General features: G+C 67.6%; 17 protein-coding genes. 14 read left to right on the forward strand and 3 right to left on the reverse strand.

What is annotated here, in order from left to right; translation table 11 throughout:
• The first annotated feature begins 4 nt into the window (after window positions 1–4).
• The 3 genes from A7G45_RS22280 (at window position 5) to clpX (ending at window position 3,444) form a co-directional block, all read left to right on the forward strand.
• Window positions 5–1,126 (forward strand): BTAD domain-containing putative transcriptional regulator, encoded by a 1,122-nt coding sequence (locus A7G45_RS22280; RefSeq protein ID WP_260940328.1) that lies wholly within the window; start codon window positions 5–7, stop codon window positions 1,124–1,126.
• 45 nt (window positions 1,127–1,171) lie between these two features.
• Entirely contained in the window at window positions 1,172–1,825 is a 654-nt protein-coding gene (locus A7G45_RS22285; protein WP_260940330.1) for an RsiV family protein, read from the forward strand.
• A 338-nt stretch (window positions 1,826–2,163) separates the two neighbouring features.
• Window positions 2,164–3,444, forward strand: coding sequence for an ATP-dependent Clp protease ATP-binding subunit ClpX (gene clpX, locus A7G45_RS22290; protein WP_043394298.1), 1,281 nt, complete (start codon window positions 2,164–2,166; stop codon window positions 3,442–3,444).
• A gap of 52 nt (window positions 3,445–3,496) precedes the next feature.
• Here clpX and fdhD read toward each other — a convergent pair whose 3' ends face one another.
• Both fdhD and A7G45_RS22300 read right to left on the reverse strand, forming a co-directional pair.
• Window positions 3,497–4,321 (reverse strand): formate dehydrogenase accessory sulfurtransferase FdhD, encoded by an 825-nt coding sequence (gene fdhD / locus A7G45_RS22295; protein WP_260940331.1) that lies wholly within the window; start codon window positions 4,319–4,321, stop codon window positions 3,497–3,499.
• Window positions 4,309–6,651, reverse strand: a complete 2,343-nt coding sequence (locus tag A7G45_RS22300; RefSeq protein ID WP_260940332.1) for an FdhF/YdeP family oxidoreductase — start codon at window positions 6,649–6,651, stop codon at window positions 4,309–4,311. The genes fdhD and A7G45_RS22300 overlap by 13 nt, the downstream gene beginning before the upstream one ends.
• A 232-nt stretch (window positions 6,652–6,883) precedes the next feature.
• On the opposite strand from A7G45_RS22300, the gene A7G45_RS32355 reads away from it, so the two are divergent.
• The 8 genes from A7G45_RS32355 to A7G45_RS22340 all read left to right on the forward strand — a co-directional run bounded on the left by A7G45_RS32355 (window position 6,884) and on the right by A7G45_RS22340 (window position 16,763).
• Window positions 6,884–8,509: a PGRS repeat-containing protein gene (locus A7G45_RS32355; protein WP_276555495.1), complete on the forward strand. Its 1,626-nt coding sequence runs from the start codon at window positions 6,884–6,886 to the stop codon at window positions 8,507–8,509.
• A gap of 15 nt (window positions 8,510–8,524) precedes the next feature.
• The gene (locus tag A7G45_RS22310; protein WP_260940333.1) at window positions 8,525–8,722 is read left to right on the forward strand and encodes a hypothetical protein; all 198 of its coding nucleotides are present in this window, start codon (window positions 8,525–8,527) and stop codon (window positions 8,720–8,722) included.
• Between the two features lie 27 nt (window positions 8,723–8,749).
• Window positions 8,750–11,359 carry a LuxR C-terminal-related transcriptional regulator gene (locus A7G45_RS22315; RefSeq protein ID WP_260940334.1) on the forward strand — a complete coding sequence of 870 codons (2,610 nt, stop codon included), beginning with the start codon at window positions 8,750–8,752 and terminating at the stop codon, window positions 11,357–11,359.
• A gap of 88 nt (window positions 11,360–11,447) precedes the next feature.
• The gene (locus A7G45_RS22320; protein ID WP_260940335.1) at window positions 11,448–11,600 is read left to right on the forward strand and encodes a hypothetical protein; all 153 of its coding nucleotides are present in this window, start codon (window positions 11,448–11,450) and stop codon (window positions 11,598–11,600) included.
• Window positions 11,601–11,950: 350 nt separating this feature from the next.
• A complete protein-coding gene (locus tag A7G45_RS22325; protein ID WP_260940336.1) occupies window positions 11,951–13,906 on the forward strand; it encodes a 2-oxoacid:acceptor oxidoreductase subunit alpha in 1,956 nt (651 codons plus the stop codon).
• Window positions 13,903–14,985 carry a 2-oxoacid:ferredoxin oxidoreductase subunit beta gene (locus tag A7G45_RS22330; protein WP_260940337.1) on the forward strand — a complete coding sequence of 361 codons (1,083 nt, stop codon included), beginning with the start codon at window positions 13,903–13,905 and terminating at the stop codon, window positions 14,983–14,985. The genes A7G45_RS22325 and A7G45_RS22330 overlap by 4 nt, the downstream gene beginning before the upstream one ends.
• Before the next feature lie 10 nt (window positions 14,986–14,995).
• Window positions 14,996–15,574, forward strand: a complete 579-nt coding sequence (mobA, locus tag A7G45_RS22335; RefSeq protein WP_260940489.1) for a molybdenum cofactor guanylyltransferase — start codon at window positions 14,996–14,998, stop codon at window positions 15,572–15,574.
• A gap of 862 nt (window positions 15,575–16,436) precedes the next feature.
• Window positions 16,437–16,763, forward strand: coding sequence for a transglycosylase family protein (locus A7G45_RS22340; protein WP_308204146.1), 327 nt, complete (start codon window positions 16,437–16,439; stop codon window positions 16,761–16,763).
• A gap of 7 nt (window positions 16,764–16,770) precedes the next feature.
• Here the strand turns inward: A7G45_RS22340 and A7G45_RS22345 are convergent, their stop codons facing one another.
• Entirely contained in the window at window positions 16,771–18,036 is a 1,266-nt protein-coding gene (locus A7G45_RS22345; RefSeq protein ID WP_260940338.1) for an MFS transporter, read from the reverse strand.
• A gap of 82 nt (window positions 18,037–18,118) precedes the next feature.
• On the opposite strand from A7G45_RS22345, the gene A7G45_RS22350 reads away from it, so the two are divergent.
• From A7G45_RS22350 to A7G45_RS22360, 3 genes are read left to right on the forward strand one after another with little or no spacing between them, the layout of a single operon-like run.
• Window positions 18,119–18,562: a winged helix-turn-helix transcriptional regulator gene (locus tag A7G45_RS22350; RefSeq protein WP_260940339.1), complete on the forward strand. Its 444-nt coding sequence runs from the start codon at window positions 18,119–18,121 to the stop codon at window positions 18,560–18,562.
• Window positions 18,563–18,616: 54 nt separating this feature from the next.
• Window positions 18,617–20,596 carry a S9 family peptidase gene (locus A7G45_RS22355; RefSeq protein WP_260940340.1) on the forward strand — a complete coding sequence of 660 codons (1,980 nt, stop codon included), beginning with the start codon at window positions 18,617–18,619 and terminating at the stop codon, window positions 20,594–20,596.
• A gap of 9 nt (window positions 20,597–20,605) precedes the next feature.
• Window positions 20,606–21,865 carry a saccharopine dehydrogenase family protein gene (locus A7G45_RS22360; protein ID WP_260940341.1) on the forward strand — a complete coding sequence of 420 codons (1,260 nt, stop codon included), beginning with the start codon at window positions 20,606–20,608 and terminating at the stop codon, window positions 21,863–21,865.
• Window positions 21,866–21,895 lie beyond the last annotated feature (30 nt).

Genomic DNA, 21,895 nt, shown 5'->3' on the forward strand with positions numbered 1-21,895 from the left:
GCCCATGCGGCCGACCGGAATCGATTTCGGCGTTCTGGGCCCGCTGCGGATGGCCGTCGACGACCACGTCGTCTCGCTGGGCGCACCCAAGCAGCGAGCGGTGTTCGCGATGCTGTTACTCAATCGCGGTCGCCCGGTGTCGGTGGACGCGTTGATCGACGCGGTGTGGGAGCAGTCGCCCGCCGCGGCCGCCCGCACCGCATTGCACTCCTACATCTCCAATCTCCGAAAGGTCCTGGCGGAGTCCGGAATGCCGCGGGAGACGTTGGCCGCCGCACCGCCCGGCTATCGACTCGATGTGCCGGAGGAGGCAACAGACCTGGGGCGTTTCGAGAAGGAAAAGGTCGCCGGTGTGCGCGCCGCGGCGGCCGGTCGGTTCTCATCCGCGGGCACCCACCTGTCGGCCGCGTTGGCGCAGTGGCGCGGCCCGGTCCTCGGCGATCTGTCCGACTTCGCCTTCGTCGACGCCGTCGCCGCCGCGCTGGTTGACGACCGGATCGCGGTGGAGACGGCCCGAGCGGAAGCTGAAATTGCTTGTGGCCATGCATCTCTGGTGATCGGGCCGCTGGAATCGCTGGTCGCCGAACATCCCTACCGGGAACCGCTGTGGGCGCAGTTGATCACCGCCTATTACAGCTGTCAAAGGCAGGCGGACGCGCTGGATGCGTTCCGGCGGGTGCAGGCGATCCTGGCCGAGGACCTCGGTATCGACCCAGGCCAGGCGATAACTGCCCTGCAGCAACGGATTCTGCGCCAGGAACCACTCGACGTGCAGGGTGCCGCGCAAGCGACGGCGGTGCACACGATCGGCCGGCTCCGGCCAGGCTCCACGCAGTCGACCTCGTCCAGAGCAGGCCTGCGCGACGCGACCGGGCGATGGTTTGCCTTGCGCGCGATGGCAACCCGGATCGGTCGCCTCGCCGACAACGACATCGTGCTCGACGCGGCCGACGTCAGCCGGCACCATGCCGTCATCGTCGATGCCGGCACCGGGCCGGTGATGGTGGACCTGCGCTCGGCCAACGGCGTGTACGTGCAGGGCGCGCGGATCGAGGCCAACACCAATCTGTTCGATGGTGATCGCATCCGCATCGGCGGGCATGAGTTCACCGTCGAACTCGGGTAGGGGCAGGCCAAGAATCCGCCAAGCGCATCGGCGAACCATGGGGGCATGAGGTTTTCGGTTCTTGCCCTGGCCGCGACAGTGACATTCCTGAGCGTGGCGCCGACGGCGTCCACGCAGCAGTCGTGCGGTGCGCTGGGGGGGACGGCCGACGCCACCGGCATCTGCCGGATTCACGAGGTCGGGACCGGGTACGAACGGACCGCGGCCTTCCCGGTCGACTATCCCGACCAACAGGCGGTAGCTGACTTTCTGGCCCAGGACCGTGACGGGTTCGTCGGCTGGGTGGACAAGTTCGGCCGCGGCCGGGTGTACACGGAGACGGTGACGCCGACGGTGTACCGCTCGGCGCGAACCCAAACCCTGGTGCTCAAGATCGTGGATCCGACGGGCTTCGCCCACGAAGGGCATCCGGACATCCGGTACCAGACCTTCACCCACGGGCCCGACGGGTCGATCACCATCGACACGTTGTTCGGGCCGGGTTCCGATCCGGTGGCGATCCTGACGCCGGTGGTGCAGCGCGCGTTGAAGGCGCGCAATGCGGCGCTGATCGAACCGGACCGCAACTCGTACCGGGACTTCGCGCTCACCGACGACGCCGTCACGTTCTTCTTCGGCGAAAGTCAACTGGTGGGCAACGGTGGGCCGCTCACGGTGGCGGTGCCGGTGGACCAGCTGGGCGGGCGGCTGCAGGGGTAGTCGACGGTCGTCGACTTGCGCTGGCCGCGAAATGCGTCGGCGGCCTCAATGTGCACACGGTAGGGTTGCAGATAGGTGAACAGCCCTGATCAGAGGCCTGTCGAGCCGACGTCAACCGGCGCCGGGAAGACACGCCAGAATCACGGTCAGCGCGCCGAGGGGTGGCAAGCCACCGATCGGGCTATGTTCTCCTGCACACGGATAAATACCACCGGAGCGATTCGCCCCTTTCGGTCGCATCGCAACGGAGCGAACGGGTAGCGTCGGGTTCACACCCGAAATAACCCACTATCTGGTGTAACGACTGACGGCGACCGGAGAAAGTAGGGCCTCACCCCATGGCGCGCATCGGAGACGGCGGTGACCTGCTGAAGTGCTCGTTTTGTGGAAAGAGCCAGAAGCAGGTCAAGAAGCTGATTGCTGGACCTGGCGTCTACATCTGCGACGAGTGCATCGACCTCTGCAACGAGATCATCGAAGAGGAGCTGGCCGACGCTGACGACGTCAAGCTCGACGAGCTGCCCAAGCCTCAGGAGATCCGGGACTTCCTCGAGGGCTACGTCATCGGTCAGGACAACGCCAAGAAGACGCTCGCGGTGGCTGTCTACAACCACTACAAGCGGATCCAGGCGCAGGAGAAGTCGCGCGACTCCCGGTCTGAGCCGGTCGAGCTCGCCAAGTCGAACATCCTGATGCTCGGACCCACCGGCTGCGGCAAGACCTACCTGGCGCAGACGTTGGCCAAGATGCTCAACGTGCCGTTCGCCATCGCGGACGCGACCGCGCTGACCGAAGCCGGCTACGTCGGCGAGGACGTCGAGAACATCCTGCTGAAGCTGATCCAGGCCGCTGACTACGACGTCAAGCGCGCCGAGACCGGCATCATCTACATCGATGAGGTCGACAAGATCGCCCGCAAGAGCGAGAACCCGTCGATCACGCGCGACGTGTCCGGTGAGGGCGTGCAGCAGGCGCTGCTGAAGATCCTCGAGGGGACGCAGGCGTCGGTGCCGCCGCAGGGCGGGCGCAAGCACCCGCACCAGGAGTTCATCCAGATCGACACCACCAACGTGCTGTTCATCGTGGCCGGTGCCTTCGCCGGGCTGGAGCGGATCGTGTCCGACCGGGTCGGCAAGCGCGGCCTGGGCTTCGGCGCCGAGGTGCACTCCAAGGCCGAGATCGACACCCAGGACCACTTCGCCGAGGTGCTGCCCGAGGACCTGATCAAGTTCGGTCTGATCCCCGAGTTCATCGGTCGTCTCCCGGTCGTGGCGTCGGTGACCAACCTGGACAAGGAATCGCTGGTGTCGATCCTGTCCACGCCGAAGAACGCGCTGGTCAAGCAGTACGTCCGGCTCTTCGAGATGGACGGGGTGGAGCTGGAGTTCACCGAAGAGGCCCTCGACGCGATCGCCGACCAGGCCATCCACCGTGGCACCGGTGCCCGTGGCCTGCGCGCCATCATGGAAGAGGTCCTGCAGCCGGTGATGTTCGACATCCCGAGCCGCGACGACGTCGCCAAGGTGGTCGTCACCAAGGAGACCGTCCAGGACAACGTGTTGCCGACCATCGTGCCGCGCAAGGCGTCCCGCTCGGAGCGTCGCGACAAGAGCGCTTAGTTCGTCAAAAGGAAAAGCCCCCGCCACGGCGGGGGCTTTTCCTTTTGAGTCCCTACCTGAGCACCCGGTCCGGACGGGTGTAGACGTTCATCGACTCGCCGCGCAGGAACGCCACGAGGGTGAGCCCGGCCTGGCTGGCCAGGTCGACCGCCAGCGAGGACGGCGCGGACACGGCGGCCAGCAGCGGGATACCGGCCATGACGGCCTTCTGCGTGAGTTCGAACGATGCCCGCCCGCTGACCAGCAAGACGGTGCCCGTCAACGGAATGCGGTCGTTCTCGAGCGCCCACCCGATCACCTTGTCCACCGCGTTGTGCCGGCCGATGTCTTCACGGGCGACGAACATCTCGCCGCCGGCGCTGAACAGCGCGGCACCGTGCAGTCCGCCGGTGCTGTTGAACACCTTCTGGGCCTGGCGCAGTACCTGTGGCATGGCCGAGAGCGCGTCGGAGGTGACGCTGGTCGGGTCGTCGCCGGGGGAGTAGTGGCTGACGGTTCGGACGGCATCGATCGACGCCTTGCCGCACACGCCGCATGACGAGGTGGTGTAGAAGTTGCGCGTCACGTCGACCGACGGCGGCGGAACATGCGGTGCCAACATCACGTCGAGCACGTTGTACGTGTTGGCCCCGTCTTCGGTGGCGCCACGGCAGTAGGCGACGCGGGCGATGTCGTCGCGGCGTGCGATCACGCCCTCAGTGAGCAGAAACCCTTGGGCCAGTTCGACATCCGACCCCGGCGTCCGCATGGTGACGGTGAGGGGACTGCCATTGACCCGGATTTCCAGGGGCTCCTCGACCGCCAGGGTTTCCGGGCGCGAGACCGCGCCGCCCGCGGTGACGTGTTCGGCCCGGCGCCGTGCGGTTACTCGGCCCATGGCTGGTCCGATCCCCCCTCGCTGCGCTCGACCCCCGGGACAAGCCTGATCACGACTGCCTTGGATACCGGGGTATTGGATTTCCGGGCGGTGTGGTCCAACGGAATCAACGGATTGGTCTCCGGATAGTAGGCCGCGGCATTGCCCGCGGGCGTCGAATAGGGCACCACCAGAAAGTCTTTCGCGCGGCGCTCCTGGCCGTCGAATTCAGACACCAGGTCGACACGGCTGCCATCCTGCAACCCGAGGGCCGCGATGTCGGCCGGGTTGACGAACACCACGCGCCGGCCGCCTTTGACGCCGCGATAGCGGTCGTCCAAGCCGTAGATGGTGGTGTTGTACTGGTCGTGGCTGCGCAGCGTCTGTAGCACCAGCCGGCCTTCGGGCACCGGAACCCACTCCACGGGCTCGATCGAGAAGTTGGCTTTGCCTGTGTGCGTGGGGAATTCGCGGGAATCCCGCGGCGGGTGCGGCAGCTGGAAGCCGTCAGGCCGGCGGACCCGCACGTTGTAGTCGGTGCAGCCGGGGACCACGTCGGCGATGGCGTCGCGGATGCCGTCGTAGTCGGCGTTGAACGATTCCCACGGCACCGAGTGGTCGGCGCCCAGCAGGGCCCGGCCCAGCTGGCAGACGATGGCGACCTCGCTGCGAACCTGGTCGCTGGGCGGGGTCAGGCCACCGCGCGACAGGTGCACCATCGACATCGAATCCTCCACCGACACCACCTGTTTGCCGCCCGCCTGGAAATCCTTGTCGGTGCGGCCGAGCGTCGGCAAGATCAGCGCCGTGCGCCCGTGGATCAGGTGACTGCGGTTGAGCTTGGTCGAAATCTGCACCGTCAGAGCGCAATTGCGCATCGCCGCGGCGGTGACGTCGGTGTCGGGGGTGGCCGAGACGAAGTTGCCGCCCATGCCGACGAAGACCGTGGCCTGTCCGTCGCGCATGGCCCGGATCGCGTCCACGGTGTCGAGGCCGTGCTTGCGCGGGGAGCTGATGCCGAAGCGGGTATCCAGCGCGGCCAGGAACTGCTCGGGCATCTTCTCCCAGATACCCATGGTCCGGTCACCCTGCACATTCGAGTGTCCGCGCACGGGACACACTCCCGCGCCGGGCTTTCCGATCATGCCGCGCATCAGCAAGAGGTTGGTGGCCTCGCCGATGGTGGCCACCGCATGCGTCTGCTGGGTCAGGCCCATCGCCCAGCAGATGATGGTGCGCTCCGACCGGACCAGCGCGTCGGCGACCCGTTGCAATTGGTCACGTCCGATTCCGCTGGCCTCGGAGACGACGTCCAGTTCGACTGTGCGGGTGCGGGTTTCGTACTCGTCGAAGCCGGCGCAGTGCTCGTTGATGAAGTCGCGATCCAGCACGGTGCCCGGTGCCAGGTCGTCGGCTTCCAGTAGCAACCGGCCCAATCCGGCGAACAGCGCCATGTCGCCGCCGATCCGGATCTGCACGAACTCGTCGGCGATGGGTACCCCGTGGCCGACGACACCGTGCACCTTCTGCGGATCCTTGAACCGCATCAGCCCGGCCTCGGGCAGCGGGTTGATGGCGATGATGTTGGCGCCGTTCGCCTTTGCCTTCTCCAGCGTGGACAGCATGCGGGGATGGTTGGTGCCCGGGTTCTGTCCGGCGATGACGATGCAGTCGGCGTGGATGAGGTCGTCGACGGTGACCGACCCCTTGCCGATGCCGATCGACTCGACCAGCGCGGTGCCCGACGATTCGTGGCACATGTTCGAGCAGTCCGGCAGATTGTTGGTGCCGTAGCTGCGCGCGAGCAGTTGGTAGAGGAACGCGGCCTCGTTGCTGGTGCGGCCGGAGGTGTAGAACAGCGCCTCGTCAGGGGAGCCCAGGGCATTCAGCTCATTCGCGATCAGCGCGTACGCGTCGTCCCAGTCGATCGGCCGGTAGTGGGTGTCGCCGGGCGCCAACACCATTGGGTGCGTGAGCCGGCCCTGCTGGGACAGCCAGTACTCGGGTTGCGCGGCCAGGTCGGCGACCGAATGCCGGGCGAAGAACTCCGGGGTGACGCGGCGCAGCGTGGCTTCCTCGGCCACGGCCTTGGCGCCGTTCTCGCAGAACTCGGCGATCTTGCGGCCGCCGTGTTCCTCGGGCCAGGCGCAGCCCGGGCAGTCGAAGCCGTGGCGCTGATTGATCTTGCTCAGCGTCTCCGCGGTGCGGAGCGGCCCCATCTGTGCCATGGCGCGCTGCATGCTGACCAGCACGGCCTTGACCCCGGCGGCTTCGTGTTTCGCGCCGCTGACCTGAACGTCGTGTTCGTCGTATGTCGCGTCGACGTCGTGGCCGTCCCTGACGGTGGTCATCGCTCCAATCTAATCCTCGTCAGCGGCGATCCAGGCTGTTGGCGGGCCGTTGGTAATCGGCATTTCAAATGCATTGATAGGCGAGGCCTATCAATGCCGGGATTTGGCGACGACCAGGTAGTCCTGCGCGGACGGGCTCGCGAATCCAAGTAGTTAGCTACGGGTCCCCGGGCAGTGGTGTGGAGCAGTGTCATGTGCGGTGCTGTGTCCGCGAGGGAATCGAGGGATCGTGATGGGAAGCCGCCGTTCGAGGGGTCGGCACGCCGGCGGGCATCGCCGCGTGTCGTCGGGGCTGAAGTCCGGGTCGACGATGGTTGCCATCGCCGCGATGACTGCCGGCGCGCTCACTGTGATCAGTCCACAGGTCGCGCCGTCGACGCCCGCCGTGCCGCGGCACCAGGCGTCGAGTGCGGTGTGGACGCCGGCCGTTTTCGCGACGCCGAACAGTCTGTATGCCGTGTGGTCCGAAGCGGCACCGATCCGACCGGCCGATCTCTCGTTGCCCATCACCGGCGTTGACGGTGGCGCCGTGTGGCGTGGCCCGACGGTTCGTCCGTCCACCTTGGCGGCCACGAACCTTGCCGTGTCGAAGGTGGCTTCCGGGCCGGCGCAGACCGGCCCGACCCGTCGAATCATCATGGCTCGCAACGCATTGTCGGATCAGGGCATGCCGGGAGCGCAGGCGGGAAGGATGGTGGCCCTCGATGCTGGATCCTCTCCGGCCGACTTCCTGGCCGCGGTGGTGGCGGTGTTCGTCAGCAACGGCGACGAGCCAGGCGAGAACGGCGGTCTGCTCATCGGCAATGGCGCCGACGGCGGCCCCGGCCAGGACGGCGGGCGTGGCGGCCTGCTGTTCGGCAACGGCGGACGTGGCGGCAACGCGGTGTTGTCGACCCTGGACGGGATCACGGTGGTCGCGCAGGACGGCGGCAACGGCGGACACGCGGGCTTGTTCGGCAACGGCGGTGCCGGGGGCGATGGCGCAGCCGCTCTCGCGAACGCGGTCGAACACGAGAACTGGAACGGCACGGGTGGCAACGGCGGCAAGGGCGGCAACGGCGGGCTGCTGTCCGGCAACGGCGGCAAAGGTGGCGCCGGCGGGCTCGCTGATGTCACCTACGACGCCTCCGGCGGGGCCGGCGGAACCGGCGGGCGTGGCGGGCTGATCGCCGGGAGCGGCGGCGCCGGCGGGGCCGGTGGGGAGGGCTCGTCCCAAGCCGGGGAGCTGGGCATCGGTGGTGCCGGCGGTGCCGGCGGCGACGCGGGGCTGTCCGGTGCCGGCGGCGATGGTGGCGCCGGCGGTCGCGGCAAGGCCACCTACGCGAGCGACTCGGTGGCGACCGGCGGCCAAGGTGGAGCCGGTGGTGACAGCGGGGCTCTCCGGGGCAACGCCGGCGACGGCGGCGCAGGTGGCAGAGCCAACGTCGGCTACACCGTCACCGGCGGAACCGGCGGCGCGGGCGGCAACTCCGGGAGGTCCGGCACAGCCGGCGACGGCGGCCGCGGCGGCGACACCAGTTCTGGTGCCGGCACCGTCACCGCGGGTTCCGGGGGCCGTGGTGGCAATGCCCGGTCTGAGGCCGCGGGAGGTAGGGGCGGAGATGGTGGTGACTCCCTCACGTCCGTGGGCATCAGCCTGGGTGGCCACGGTGGGCGCGGCGGAGACAGCACCAGAGGTACCGGGGGTGCGGGCGGAAACGGCGGCGGAGCGTCGGCCGCGATACCCAGCAAGACGGGCGGCAACGGCGGCAGTGGCGGCAACGGCCGCACCGGCGGGCCGGGCGGCAACGGCGGCTCTCCGAGCGGCACCGGTGGCACCGGCGGTTCCCCCGGTGGCAGTAACGGTTCCGACGGATAGAGCCACCGCACGGCAATGGCAACCGGCGAGGAGTACGAAGCCGCGCTCCGAAGGCTGCCCGAGGCGCACTCGCTTGCCTTGCGTCTGCGCGATGCCGGGGCAGCCGACGAGGTGATCTGCGGTTACCTCCACATCGATGCCGAGGGCCTGCCCATCCTGCTCGAGGTGGCCCGGCGCAAGCTGCACACCGTCCTCAGCAAACGCGGCCCGTGAACTCAGTGAGCCGCTAACATCTGGGCCATGATGCAGCGTTGGCCGCTGACCGGCCGCGCTGAGGAGTTGCTCGTCATCGACGAGGCGCTCGCCGATGACGAACACGCCGGCGTCCTCATCGCCGGTCCTGCCGGTGTCGGCAAGACTCAACTGGCCCGTGCCGCGGCTGAGGCGGCCGGCCGAAAAGGCCTGTCAGTGCACCGCATCGCGGGCACGGCCACCGGTCGGGCGATCACGCTCGGGGCATTCGCGCGGTGGGTCGACGACACCGGTGCCTCGCCACTGGCCTTGGCGCGCAAGGTGTTCTCCAGCCTCACGGCGGAGACGGGCGGCGCGGCCCTGTTGCTTTTCGTCGACGACGCTCATCTGCTCGACGACCTGTCAGCACTCGTCGTCCACCAGTTGGTGCTACAGGGCGGCATCACCGTCATCGCCACGATCCGATCAGGCGAGCCCGCTGCCGACGCGGTGACGGCGCTGTGGAAGGACCATCACCTGTACCGGCTCGACCTGCAGCCGCTGTCCCGCGACGACTGCGGTGACCTGCTGCACAGCGTCCTCGGCGGCCCGGTCGCTGCCGACTGCGCCGAACGGATGTGGAACCTCAGCCGCGGAAACGTCCTTTTCCTGCGTCATCTCGTCGAGCACGGCCGTGCGACGGGTGGGCTGACTCCACTCGACGGCCAATGGTCCTGGGCGGCAACGGCATCCGCGCCGCCGTCCCTGGTCGAGCTGGTCGACATGCAGATCGGTACCGTCCCCGACGACGTGCTCGAAGTCGTCGACCTGGTCGTGGTCGCCGAGCCCATCGACCGTATGGTCCTGGCGGCACTCGCCGATCCGGGGTCCATCGAGGATGCCGAGCAACGCGGACTGATCGCGGCGGCCCCGGCGGGCGACAGCGTCTATGTCGGTCATCCCCTGTACGGCGAGATCCGGCTCGGCCGGTGTGGTCCGCTGCGGCTGCGCAGATTGCGTGGACGCGTCGCGTCCGCGATGGTGCAGGCCGACACCAGCGATCCGCTTCGGCTCGGTCTGTTGTGGCTGGAATCCGACCTTCCGCCGGACGCAGACGTCCTGGCCCGAGCGGCCAGCGTGGCGGCGCTTCGGCTGTCCGTGCCACTGGCCGAACGGCTGGCTCGGGCGGCGGTCGACGCGCGGCCCACCCCGGAGGTCAAGCTCCAGCTGGCCCACATCCTGTATCTGCAGGAGAACGGCGAAGCGGTCGAGGAGATTCTCAACAGCCTCGAAGCGCACGAGCTGGCCGTCCCGGGGTTCCTCGACGGCGCCGTCATCCGCGCCGCGAATCTGCTGCTGCCACTGCGTGATCCGCAACAATCTCGGGAAGTACTCGACACGGCACTGAGCCTGGGTCCCGCCGAACGCCGGCATGCGCTGCGGACGTTCCGGGCGGTCTGGTCGGCCATGGCCGCCGAGCACACCGAGGCGATCGAGACGATGGCGGCCGTCGACTACGACTGCCTGGACAACTACGGGCGCGTCGTCGGCTACGCGGCGGAGACCCTCGCGCTCGGGGATCTCGGTCGCGTGGCAGAGGTGGCCCGTCGGGCCGGCGCCGGACACCGGGTACTCGACGAATCACCGCTGGATTCCTTCCAGGCGACCGGCCTGGCCGAGTTTCACGCCTACGCGCTCCTGGCGGCGGGCCACATCGACGAAGCCTGTGCCATCGCCGACCGTGGGTACCGACGGTGTGCCGAGCTGCCCGGTCAGTCGCTGTCCATGGCTGTCGCCGCATTGGGTATGGCCGCGCTTGCGCGTGGCGATCTGGTCAGTGCGCTGCGGCATCTAGATTCGGCGGCCGAGAGTTTCGGCGGCTACGGCGACGTTTCCGGGCTGTTCTACCGGTTCAGGATCCTGTGGACCGAGGCGCTGGCCCGGTCGGGGGACGCAGCCGCTGCCGAAGCTGCGTTGGAGGCGACCCGCCGAAGTCGGCATCCCGCCTACGAATACGTCACCTCCGGGTATCTCTTGGCTAGTGCGTGGGTGAGTGCGGTCCAGGGGCGAACTGCGGCGGCGCGCGAAACAGCTTTGGCGGCAGCCGAATTCGCCCGGGTACATGGGCAGCCAGCACGCGAAGTGCTGTGCCTGCAGACGGCCGTGCAGTTCGGCGACGTCAGTGGCGGCACCCGGCTGAGCGAACTGGCCGACGCGGTGGAAGGTCCCCGAGCTCCGCTGGTGCGTCGCTACGCAGATGCTCTCGCAGCCGACGACGCTGCCGCGCTGGATGGAATATCGGTCGAGTTCGAAGAGATGGCCGATGCGTTGGCCGCGGCGGACGCGGCTGCGCAAGCGGCGGCATCGCACCGCCTCGCCGGCCGCCGGGGCAGCGCGCTCACCGCGAGTGCCCGCGCCTGCCGGCTCGCCGAGGAGTGCGGTGGTGCGGTGAGCCCCGCACTGGCGACGGCTCGCGTACCGCTGCCGTTCACGCGCCGAGAGCACGAGATCGCGGGATTGTTGTCCCGGGGCCTGTCCAACAGGGACATCGCGGCGGCGACGTCGCTGTCGATCCGGACGGTCGAGGGCCACATCTATCAGGCCAGCGTCAAGGCCGGGGTGTCGTCGCGATCCGAGCTTTCGGACCTGGTGCAGCAGTTCAGCGGACTCCAGGTGTAGATCGGGTTGCCGCAATCTTCACCAGACCGACATGTCGCCGCCCCGTCGCGGGACGTGCGCGGTTGCCCAGCTTCTGGACAATGGCCGTATGGATACCGATACCGGTCGTAGTACGCCGGGTCGCCGCGCCTGGGCCGACCCGCTGACGTTGGGGTTCCAGGCGCACCGGCAGCTGATGCTGCTGCGCCTCCGGTGGCATGGCCGCCGTCTGGACACCCGTCCAGACGGCCAACCGGACTGACGCCTATTCGCTTGTGGCGCCGGGCATTTCCGACGCGGCCGAGCGCTAGCGCAGACGGCTACCGATCGGTAACCGCTTTCTTAGGAATTCCGTCGAGTGGAGCGTGATGAAAGCCACATTTTGACAGGTGTCAAGCGCCTGTAATCCATTTGACGTGCGTATTCATGTGGTCGTCATCAGACCTGCAATGGCGCGTCCTGGCGAGTGCACCCTAAGAGAAGTGCAATAATCGGTACTAGCAGTGACATCAAAAATTTGGCGACGCCGGGCTGGTGATCGTGAGTACCGCTCCGCGGCGTCTCCGACACGGTGCGACGGGCTGCCGAAACAGAGTGTGAAAGGCGGGCGTCGTGGGTCTTAACGACGGCGACAACGGCACTGGCGCCGGGAGCGGCGCAGCCTCGCGGCAGAAGCTCGAGAAGGTCGTCATCCGGTTCGCCGGTGACTCCGGTGACGGTATGCAGCTGACCGGTGACCGGTTCACTTCGGAAGCCGCGCTCTTCGGCAATGACCTTGCGACGCAGCCGAATTACCCCGCCGAGATCCGCGCACCACAGGGCACCCTGCCCGGTGTGTCGTCGTTCCAGATCCAGATCGCGGACTACGACATCCTCACCGCCGGTGACCGCCCCGACGTGCTGGTCGCGATGAACCCGGCCGCGCTCAAGGCCAACGTTGCCGACCTGCCGCGCGGCGGCATGATCATCGCCAACTCCGACGAGTTCACCAAGCGCAACCTGGCCAAGGTCGGGTACGACGAGAACCCGCTCGAGAACGACGAGCTGTCCGAGTTCGTCGTCATCCCGGTCGCGATGACCACGCTGACCCTGGCCGCCGTCGAGGCCATCGGCGCGACCAAGAAGGACGGTCAGCGCGCCAAGAACATGTTCGGGCTCGGCCTGCTGTCCTGGATGTACGGCCGCGAGCTGGAGCACAGCGAGGCCTTCATCCGCGAGAAGTTCGCCCGCAAGCCCGAGATCGCCGAGGCCAACGTCCTGGCGCTCAAGGCCGGCTGGAACTACGGCGAGACCACCGAGGCGTTCGGTACCACCTACGAGGTGGCCCCGGCCAAGCTCAAGTCGGGCGAGTACCGCCAGATCTCCGGTAACACCGCCACCGCGTACGGCATCGTCGCCGCCGGCCAGCTGGCCGACGTTCAGGTGGTGCTCGGCACCTACCCGATCACCCCGGCCAGCGACATCCTGCACGAGCTGTCCAAGTACAAGCACTTCAACGTCATGACCTTCCAGGCCGAGGACGAGATCGCGGGCATCGGCTCGGCGATCGGCGCCTCGTACGGTGGCGCGCTCGGCGTGACCAGCACCTCGGGTCCCGGCGTCTCGCTGAAGTCCGAGGCCATCGGCCTGGCGGTGATGACCGAGCTGCCGCTGATCGTCATCGACGTGCAGCGTGGTGGCCCGTCGACCGGTCTGCCGACCAAGACCGAACAGGCCGATCTGCTGCAGGCGCTCTACGGCCGCAACGGTGAGTCGCCGGTCGCGGTGCTGGCCCCGTGCTCCCCGTCGGACTGCTTCGACATCGCGGTGGAGGCGGTGCGGATCGCCATCGGCTACCACACCCCGGTGATCATCCTGTCGGACGGCGCGATCGCCAACGGCTCCGAGCCGTGGCGCATCCCGGACATCGCCAGCTACCCGGCCATCGAGCACACGTTCGCCAAGCCGGGCGAGCCGTTCCAGCCGTACGCGCGTGACCCCGAGACCCTGGGCCGTCAGTTCGCCATCCCCGGTACGCCGGGCCTCGAGCACCGCATCGGTGGTCTGGAAGCGGCCAACGGCTCCGGCAACATCTCCTACGAGCCCAAGAACCACGACCTCATGGTCCGGTTGCGCCAGCTCAAGATCGACGGCATCAAGGTGCCCGACCTCGAGGTCGACGACCCGAGCGGCGAGGCCGAACTGTTGATGCTCGGCTGGGGCAGCTCGTACGGCCCCATCGGCGAGGCGTGCCGGCGAGCTCGGCGCAACGGCATCAAGGTGGCCCACGCCCAGCTGCGTCACCTCAACCCGTTCCCGGCGAACCTCGAAGAGGTCCTGCGCAAGTACGACAAGGTCGTCGTGCCCGAGATGAACCTCGGTCAGCTGGCCCTGCTGCTGCGCGGCAAGTTCCTGGTCGACGTGCAGTCGGTGACCAAGGTCGAGGGCATGGCGTTCCTGGCCGACGAGGTCGAAGGCATCATCGGCGCGGCGCTGGACGGATCGCTGCGCGAAAAGGAAACTGACAAGGCCAAGTTCGCACGGTTGGCGGCCGCCACCGTGGAGACCGGTGTGGGAGCAAACGCATGACGGATCTGATCGGTGCTGATCTGGGCCTGACCGAAGCCCTCAGCAAGAATGCCCTGGTTCCGGCCACGGACCAGCCGCAGAAGGGCAAGGACTTCACCAGCGACCAGGAAGTGCGCTGGTGCCCGGGCTGTGGCGATTACGTCATCCTCAACACCATCCGCAACTTCCTGCCGGAGCTGGGCCTGCGCCGCGAGAACATCGCGTTCATCAGCGGCATCGGCTGCTCCAGCCGGTTCCCGTACTACCTGGAGACCTACGGTTTCCACTCGATCCACGGTCGTGCCCCGACCATCGCGACCGGCCTGGCGCTGGCGCGTCCGGACCTGTCGGTGTGGGTCGTCACGGGCGACGGTGACTCGCTGTCGATCGGTGGTAACCACCTGATCCACGCGCTGCGCCGCAACATCAACATCACGATCCTGCTGTTCAACAACCGGATCTACGGTCTGACCAAGGGCCAGTACTCGCCGACCTCCGAGGTCGGCAAGGTCACCAAGTCGACCCCGATGGGCTCGCTGGACCAGCCCTTCAACCCGGTGTCGCTGGCGCTGGGTGCCGAGGCCACGTTCGTCGGCCGGGCGCTGGACTCGGACCGCAAGGGCCTGACCGAGGTGCTGAAGGGCGCGGCTGCCCACCGTGGCGCCGCCATCGTCGAGATCCTGCAGGACTGCCCGATCTTCAACGACGGCTCGTTCGACCCGCTGCGCAAGGAAGGCGCCGAGGACCGGCTGATCAACCTGGTGCACGGCCAGCCGATCGTCTTCGGTGCCCAGGGCGAGTTCTGCGTCACCAAGTCCGGTTACGGGCTGGAGATCGGCAAGACCGCCGATGTGGACCCGTCGGACATCGTGGTGCACAACGCCAACCTCGACGACCCGGCCTACGCCTTCGCGCTGTCGCGCCTGTCGGAGCAGAACCTGGAACACACCGTGATGGGCATCTTCCGTCAGGTGAACCGGCCCACCTACGACGACGAAGCGCGTCTGCAGCTGAAGACGGCGATGGATTCCAAGGCGCACGACACCGCCGCTCTGCAATCCTTGTTGCGTGGCAAGGACACCTGGACCGTCGACGAGTAGTAGCGACGCTTTGACCGAGGACGCCCCGCTGGCCGCAGTTGTATTGGCCGGCGGGGCGTCTCGTCGTATGGGGCGGGACAAGGCGACCGTTCGGTTCGACGGGCCGGCGGGGGAGATCACGTTCGTCGAACAGGTGGTGGCCACCTTGCGGGCGCGGTGTGCGCAGGTGTTCGTGATCGCAGCCCGTGGCCAGGCGCTGCCGGACCTGGATGCCCAGGTGCTGCGGGACGCGGCGCCCGGCGTCGGGCCGTTGTTGGCCACCGCGCGCGGGCTGCGTGCCGCGGCCGACGCCGGATTTCCGCGCGCGTTCGTGTCCGCTGTGGACATGCCCTACTTGACCGTTGATCTGATCGACGAGCTTGCCGAGCATGCGGCGCGGGTCGACGCCGACGTGGTGCTGCCCTGGGATGGCCGGGACCACTATCTGGCAGGCATCTACCGCACCGCGCTGGCGACTCGTGCGGAGGAGTTGGTAGCCCACGGACGACGCAGCATGCGGGCACTGGTCGACACCGCCGACACCCAGCGGGTGGTGATGGATCGGCAGCGGGCGCTGGTGAACGTCAACAGCCCCGACGATTTCGCCTGAGCGTCTCAGCAAATGCCCGTTGCCGGGTTGCACATTCTCTAATTTCTCGCTGTGTGGCGAATTCGAATTGATGACAATTCGACGATGTGCAAATAACGTGCAAATTAAGCGCCGCAATTCCGGTCAATTATCACCCCAATTGCTCGACGAATTCTAAATCTGTTGCAGGACAATGAATTTGGATGACTGGGGCGAGTGACGGCCGGTTAACGGGTCCTGAACGGGCTGCGGCGTCAATGTGAAAAGTCCTGATTGGCGGCCGTATTGCTCGGTCCTGCCCAGCCAATGGCGGTTTGACGCACCCGTCGGTAGCGAACTGGGGCCGGAAAGGGCGGAGATTCCACCGGGCGACACGCCGGAGGTTTACTGCCGACGCCGCGGGATTGTGCCGCTGACCTGCGACAACTGTGACCAATGTGAATTGAATTGTGTGTGCCAGGCCACAATTTCATGGTGACCTCTATCACGGAATGTTGCCAAACTGTGATTTGTTAGCGGGGCTTTATATGTCACATGACCTGCTTATGTTCCTCTCAGGTTGGGCCGTGATCTGCCTGTTATCTGGCTGGGATGGATTCGACATCGCAGGGTCAGTTCTTGCTACGGTCCTCGTACTGCTCCAAGAGAGCAAATAACTGAAAAACCATGAACCTGCGTGTGAGCGGGATCGCGGTGGGACCAGAGCAGATGGCCTGTTGCCCGTGGCGTCCGCCGGCATTGAGCCCGGACCGATCAAACCGCCCCCGCTGTCGTGTCTGACCGAGACGACACGACTCAGCCCCCTAACGCCTGCCCGGCAGGCAGTAGTTCGCACCGCCTATGCGCGGGCGATGTTTGGCGCGCGCTCGGCGAGAGGAACGAAGTGAAGAACATCCGCACAACGCTTGGACTGGTTGCCGTTGCTGGGGCAGTTGCAGTTGCCCCCATGGTCATCGGTGCCGGTACCGCGAATGCGGACGGCGGCCGCAATTGGGACGCCGTTGCAGCCTGTGAGTCTGGTGGCAACTGGGCCATCAACACCGGCAACGGTTACTACGGCGGGTTGCAGTTCAACCTGGGCACCTGGCGTGCCAACGGTGGCACGGGCATGCCCCACACCGCCAGCAAGGACGAGCAGATTCGGGTTGCCGAGAATGTGGTGCGCACCCAAGGCATCGGTGCGTGGCCGGTCTGCGGTCGTCGGGGCTAATACCCCCTCACGAGCGCCACAAACGCTCGCACGAGACAACGAAGGGTGTCGGACCATACGGTCCGACACCCTTTGTCGTTGTCTGGGATGCCTTGGGGGCCGACCGGTGCGATCCGTCACATGATGAAACCGGCCTCGTGGCCGTCCATACCGCGAGCGCACCGATCGCGAAGACGGCACCGAGAATGCTGGACCCGATCCATCCGGCGGCCGAGTACACGGCTGTGGTGCCGACCGCGCCGAGGGCCGAGCCGAGAGAATAGAAGAGCATGTAGCCGCCGATGACACTGCTGGCGTGGTTCGGGTGGATGGCGGTGAGTAGGTGCTGATTGCTGACATGCACAGCCTGGACGGCGAAATCGAGAATGATCACGCCGACGACGAGCAGCCACAGTGCCCACGATGTCTGGGCGATCGCCAGCCATGACGCGGCCAGGAGCGCGAGGGCTGCCCCGGTGACCGCGTTGGCGAAACCGGCATCTGCCCAGCGGCCGGCGCGGCCGGCGCCCAGCGCGCCGGCCAGCCCTGCGATCCCGAACAGGCCGATCTGAGCGGCGCTGAGATGCCACGGTGACGCTGTGAGCGGGAGGGCGAGGCCGCTCCAGAGCGTGCCGAACGACGCGAACAAGAAGAACGCGATCAGGCCACGTGAGACGAAGAGCCGGTCGCCGAACAACATGCGCGACGCGCTCAGCGCCTGCCGATAGCTCGGGCGGTCAGCGCGTGGGTCGGGCGGAAGCAGCGTCAGGACCAGCGCCGCGAGCACGACAAGCAGTGCGGCGAGTGCGGCGTAGGCGCTGCGCCAGCCCCAAGCTGTGGCGAGAGCGCCGGAGACGGTCCGAGCGCCGAGAATGCCGATGACGACGCCGGCGGTCACGACGCCCAGGGTGCGTCCGCGCTCCTGCGGTGCCGACAACGCCGCTGCGAAGGCGACCGTCGTCTGCACGACGACCGAGAACAGACCGGCTATCGCTACGCCGGCAAGCATGGTCCACGCGTGCGTCGCGGTTCCGGCGATCACGACACCAACCGCGGTGAGCAGCAGGTGTCCGACGATGAGCGTGCGCCGGTCGCGTAGGTCGCCCAGTGGTACCAGTAGGCCCAATCCCGCGAGGTAGCCGAGCTGCCCTGCCGTGACGATCCAGCCGAGGCTGCCGCTCGATACACCAAGGTCGCTGCCGATCTGCGTGAGCATGGGCTGGGCCGAGTAGATGGTCGCGACGGACACCCCGCAGATGGTCGCGAACAGCAGGCGGGTGCTTCGAGGCGTCACATGAAGTCCAATCGGTAGCAATTTGCAACTGATTCGACGCTACGTCACATTGGTTTCAATTAGCAACTAATGTGGAGGTGTGATGACCCAGTCCGAGGTTGAGTGGACCGACCCCACGTGTCCCGTCGCGCGCACGCTCGATCTGGTCGGTGACCGCTGGAGCCTGCTGATCGTTCGCGATGCCATGGACGGTGCCCGGTCCTTCGGGGATTTCCAGCAGGCGACGGGAATCGCGCGCAACATCCTCACCGACCGGCTCCGGCGACTCGTCGAGCGCGGAATCCTGGAACGAAAACCGGCTCCGACGGGCAGGCGGCACATCTACGAGCTCACGCCCACCGGATTGGACCTGTTCACCGTCGTCGTTGCGTTGCGTCAGTGGGGTGAGCGGCACGCATTCGCCCCGGCCGAGGAGCGCTCCGTCCTGGTGGACGACGGTGGGCTACCCATCCGCGAGTTGCAGCCCACCAGCTCAACCGGTCGGCGGGTGAGCGTCGAGACCACGTCTGTACAGCGGAATCGGTGACCGCCGGCAATTAACTGCGCGAGTTCGACGTGGGGCGTGTGATACCAACGGAGTATGGCCGGAACTCCTTTTGCCGATCTCGACGCCTACCTCGCTCTGCCCCGGGTGTCGGGGCTCGCCGTCTCGCCCGACGGCCGCCGCGTCGTCACGATGATCAGCGAGTTGAACAACAAGGGCAGCGAATATGTCACCGCGGCTTGGGAACTCGACCCGGACGGCCAGCATGCGGCGCGCCGGCTGACCTACGGAGCAAAGGGGGAATCCCAGCCGACCTTCACCGCGGCCGGAGATCTGCTGTTCGTCGCGGCGCGACCCACCGACTCCGACGAGGAGCCGCCGGCGGCGCTGTGGCGATTGCCGGCGAACGGCGGTGAAGCACAACGGATTCTCGAGTTGGCCGGCGGCGTCAGCGGAGTGCGCGCGGCCCGTTCGGCTGACGTCGTGGTGGTGACGGCGCCGATGCTCCCGTCGGCCGGTACTCCCGAGGACGACAAGCGGCTACGCACCCTCCGCAAGGACAACAAGGTGTCGGCGATCCTGCACACCGGCTACCCGGTGCGGCACTGGGACCATGATCTGGGGCCGGATCATGCGCACCTGCTCCGCGTGGAATCCGGTGCGGCCCAGGACATCACGCCGCAGCCGGGCCTGGCGCTGAACGAGGCCACCGCCGATATCAGCGCGGACGGGAGCTTCGCCGTCGCGTCCTGGGAGTTACCCGCTCCGGGGGCCGCGTTGCGCAGCGTTCTGGTCCGCATCGACATCGGTACGGGGGAGCGCACCGTGATCGCCGACGACCCGGTCGCCGACCTGGGCAGCCCGGCGATCTCGCCCGACGGCAGCACCGTCGCGTTCATCCGGGAGACGCACTCGACGCCGGATCAAGCGCCGCGGATCACGTTGTGCACCCAGGTCTTCGGTGGCGAGCGAGTGGAGCTCACCGCGCGCTGGGACCGCTGGCCGACGTCGGTGACGTGGTCGCACGACGGATCCACACTGCTGGTGACCGCGGACGACGACGGCCGCGCGCCGATCTTCTGCGTCCGGCCCGGCACGGGTGACGTGAGCCAGTTGACCCACGACGACTTCGCCTACAGCGACGTGCGGCCCGTCGCAGATGGTGCGCTGTACGCCCTCCGCAGCAGTTACCTGACCCCGCCCCATCCTGTCCGGGTCGACGCCGACGGATCCGTGACCGTGCTGCCCTGCGTCGAATTCCCGGAATTGCCAGGTGAATTGGTCGAGGTGACGGCAACCGCGGACGACGGTACGCCCGTCCGGTCCTGGCTTACGCTGCCGGCCGGCGACACTCCCGCGCCGCTGCTGTTGTGGGTGCACGGCGGACCGCTGGGCAGCTGGAACACCTGGCACTGGCGGTGGAATCCCTGGGTGCTCACCGCGCTCGGTTACGCGGTGCTGATGCCCGACCCGGCGCTGTCCACCGGATACGGTCAGGACTTCATCCAACGTGGCTGGGGTGCTTGGGGTTTCGCGCCCTTCACCGACCTGATGGCGGCCGTCGACGCCGCCTGCGAGCACCCGCGCGTCGACGCCGGCCGGATCGCGGTGATGGGCGGCTCGTTCGGCGGCTACATGGCCAACTGGATCGCCGGGCACACCGACCGGTTCGCCGCGATCGTCACCCATGCCAGCCTGTGGGCGCTCGATCAATTCGGGCCGACGACCGACGGCGCCTACTGGTGGGCCCGCGAGATGACACCGGAGATGGCCGAACACAATTCGCCGCACCGCTACGTCGGGCACATCACGACTCCGATGCTGGTGATCCACGGCGACAAGGACTATCGCGTCCCCATCGGTGAAGGCCTGCGGTTGTGGAACGACCTGCTGACCCGGTCAGGACTACCCGCCGACGACACCGGCGGCACTGCGCACCGCTACCTCTACTACCCGTCCGAAGGGCATTGGATCGCCGCGCCGCAGCACGCCAAGATCTGGTACCAGGTGGTGGCGGCCTTCCTGTCCGAGCACGTGCTGAAGGAACACATCGACCTGCCGGAGACCCTCGGTTAGGTTGGCAGCATGACCGCACCGCAGCGCGAATTCGACATCGTCCTCTATGGCGCCACCGGCTTCGTCGGGAAACTGACCGCCCAGTATCTGGCCCAGCACGCCGGGGCGGCGCGGATCGCGCTGGCCGGCCGCACAATGGACAAGCTCGCCGTGGTCCGGGACTCCCTGGGCGCTGCGGGCAAGGACTGGGGACTGATCCAGGCCGACGCTTCATCGCAGCAGAGCCTCGATGCGATGGCGGCCCGGACCCAGGTGGTCGTCACGACCGTCGGGCCGTACCTCAAGTACGGCCTGCCGCTGGTGGCGGCGTGCGCCGCGGCCGGCACCGACTACGCCGACCTCACCGGCGAGAGCCTGTTCATCCGGGAGAGCATCGACCTGTACCACAAGCAGGCCGCCGATACGGGGGCTCGCATCGTGCATTCCTGCGGATTCGATTCCATCCCTTCGGATCTCACCGTCTACGCGCTCTACAAGGCCGCCCAGGCAGACGGCGCCGGCGAGCTCACCGACACCGACTACGTGCTCCGCGGATTCTCCGGCGGAGTGTCGGGCGGCACCGTCGCGTCGATGCTCGAGCTGTTCACCATGACGTCCGACGACGAGGAGCTGCGTCGGACCATGATGGACCCGTACACACTGACCACCGATCGCGGCGCCGAGCCCGATCTCGGCCATCAATCCGACACCCCGTGGCGCCGCGGCCGGGACATCGCCCCTGAACTCGCCGGGACCTGGACCGGTGCTTTCGTCATGGCTGTCGCGAACACGCGCATCGTGCGGCGGACCAACGCGCTGCTGGACTGGGATTACGGCCGCCGGTTCCGGTACTCGGAGAACATGAGCCTGGGGTCGTCGCCGATCGCCCCCGTGGCCTCGGCGCTGGGCACCGCGGCCAACGCGGCGGTCATGGGCCTCGGCAGCCGCTTCTTCAACAAGCTGCCCCGCGGCCTGGTCGACCGTGTGGTCCCGAAGCCCGGCACCGGGCCCAGCGAGCAGGCCCGGGACAACGGCTACTACCGCGTCGAGACCTACACCCGCACCACCAGCGGCGCCCGGTACCGCTCCGTCATGGCGCAGCAGGGCGACCCGGGCTACAAGGCCACCGCGGTGCTGCTGGGGGAGAGCGGGTTGGCGCTGGCCCTCGACCGCGACCGGCTGTCGGACTTGCGCGGCGTCCTCACCCCGGCCGCGGCGATGGGCGACGCGCTCCTGACCCGGCTGCCGGCCGCCGGCGTCACCTTCGAAACCGAAGCACTGGGACGCTGATTCGCGCACCGGGCGTCGAAGTCCTGTGCG

It is taken from the genome of Mycolicibacterium llatzerense (genome assembly GCF_025331195.1).
In the GTDB taxonomy this organism is placed as follows: domain Bacteria; phylum Actinomycetota; class Actinomycetes; order Mycobacteriales; family Mycobacteriaceae; genus Mycobacterium; species Mycobacterium llatzerense.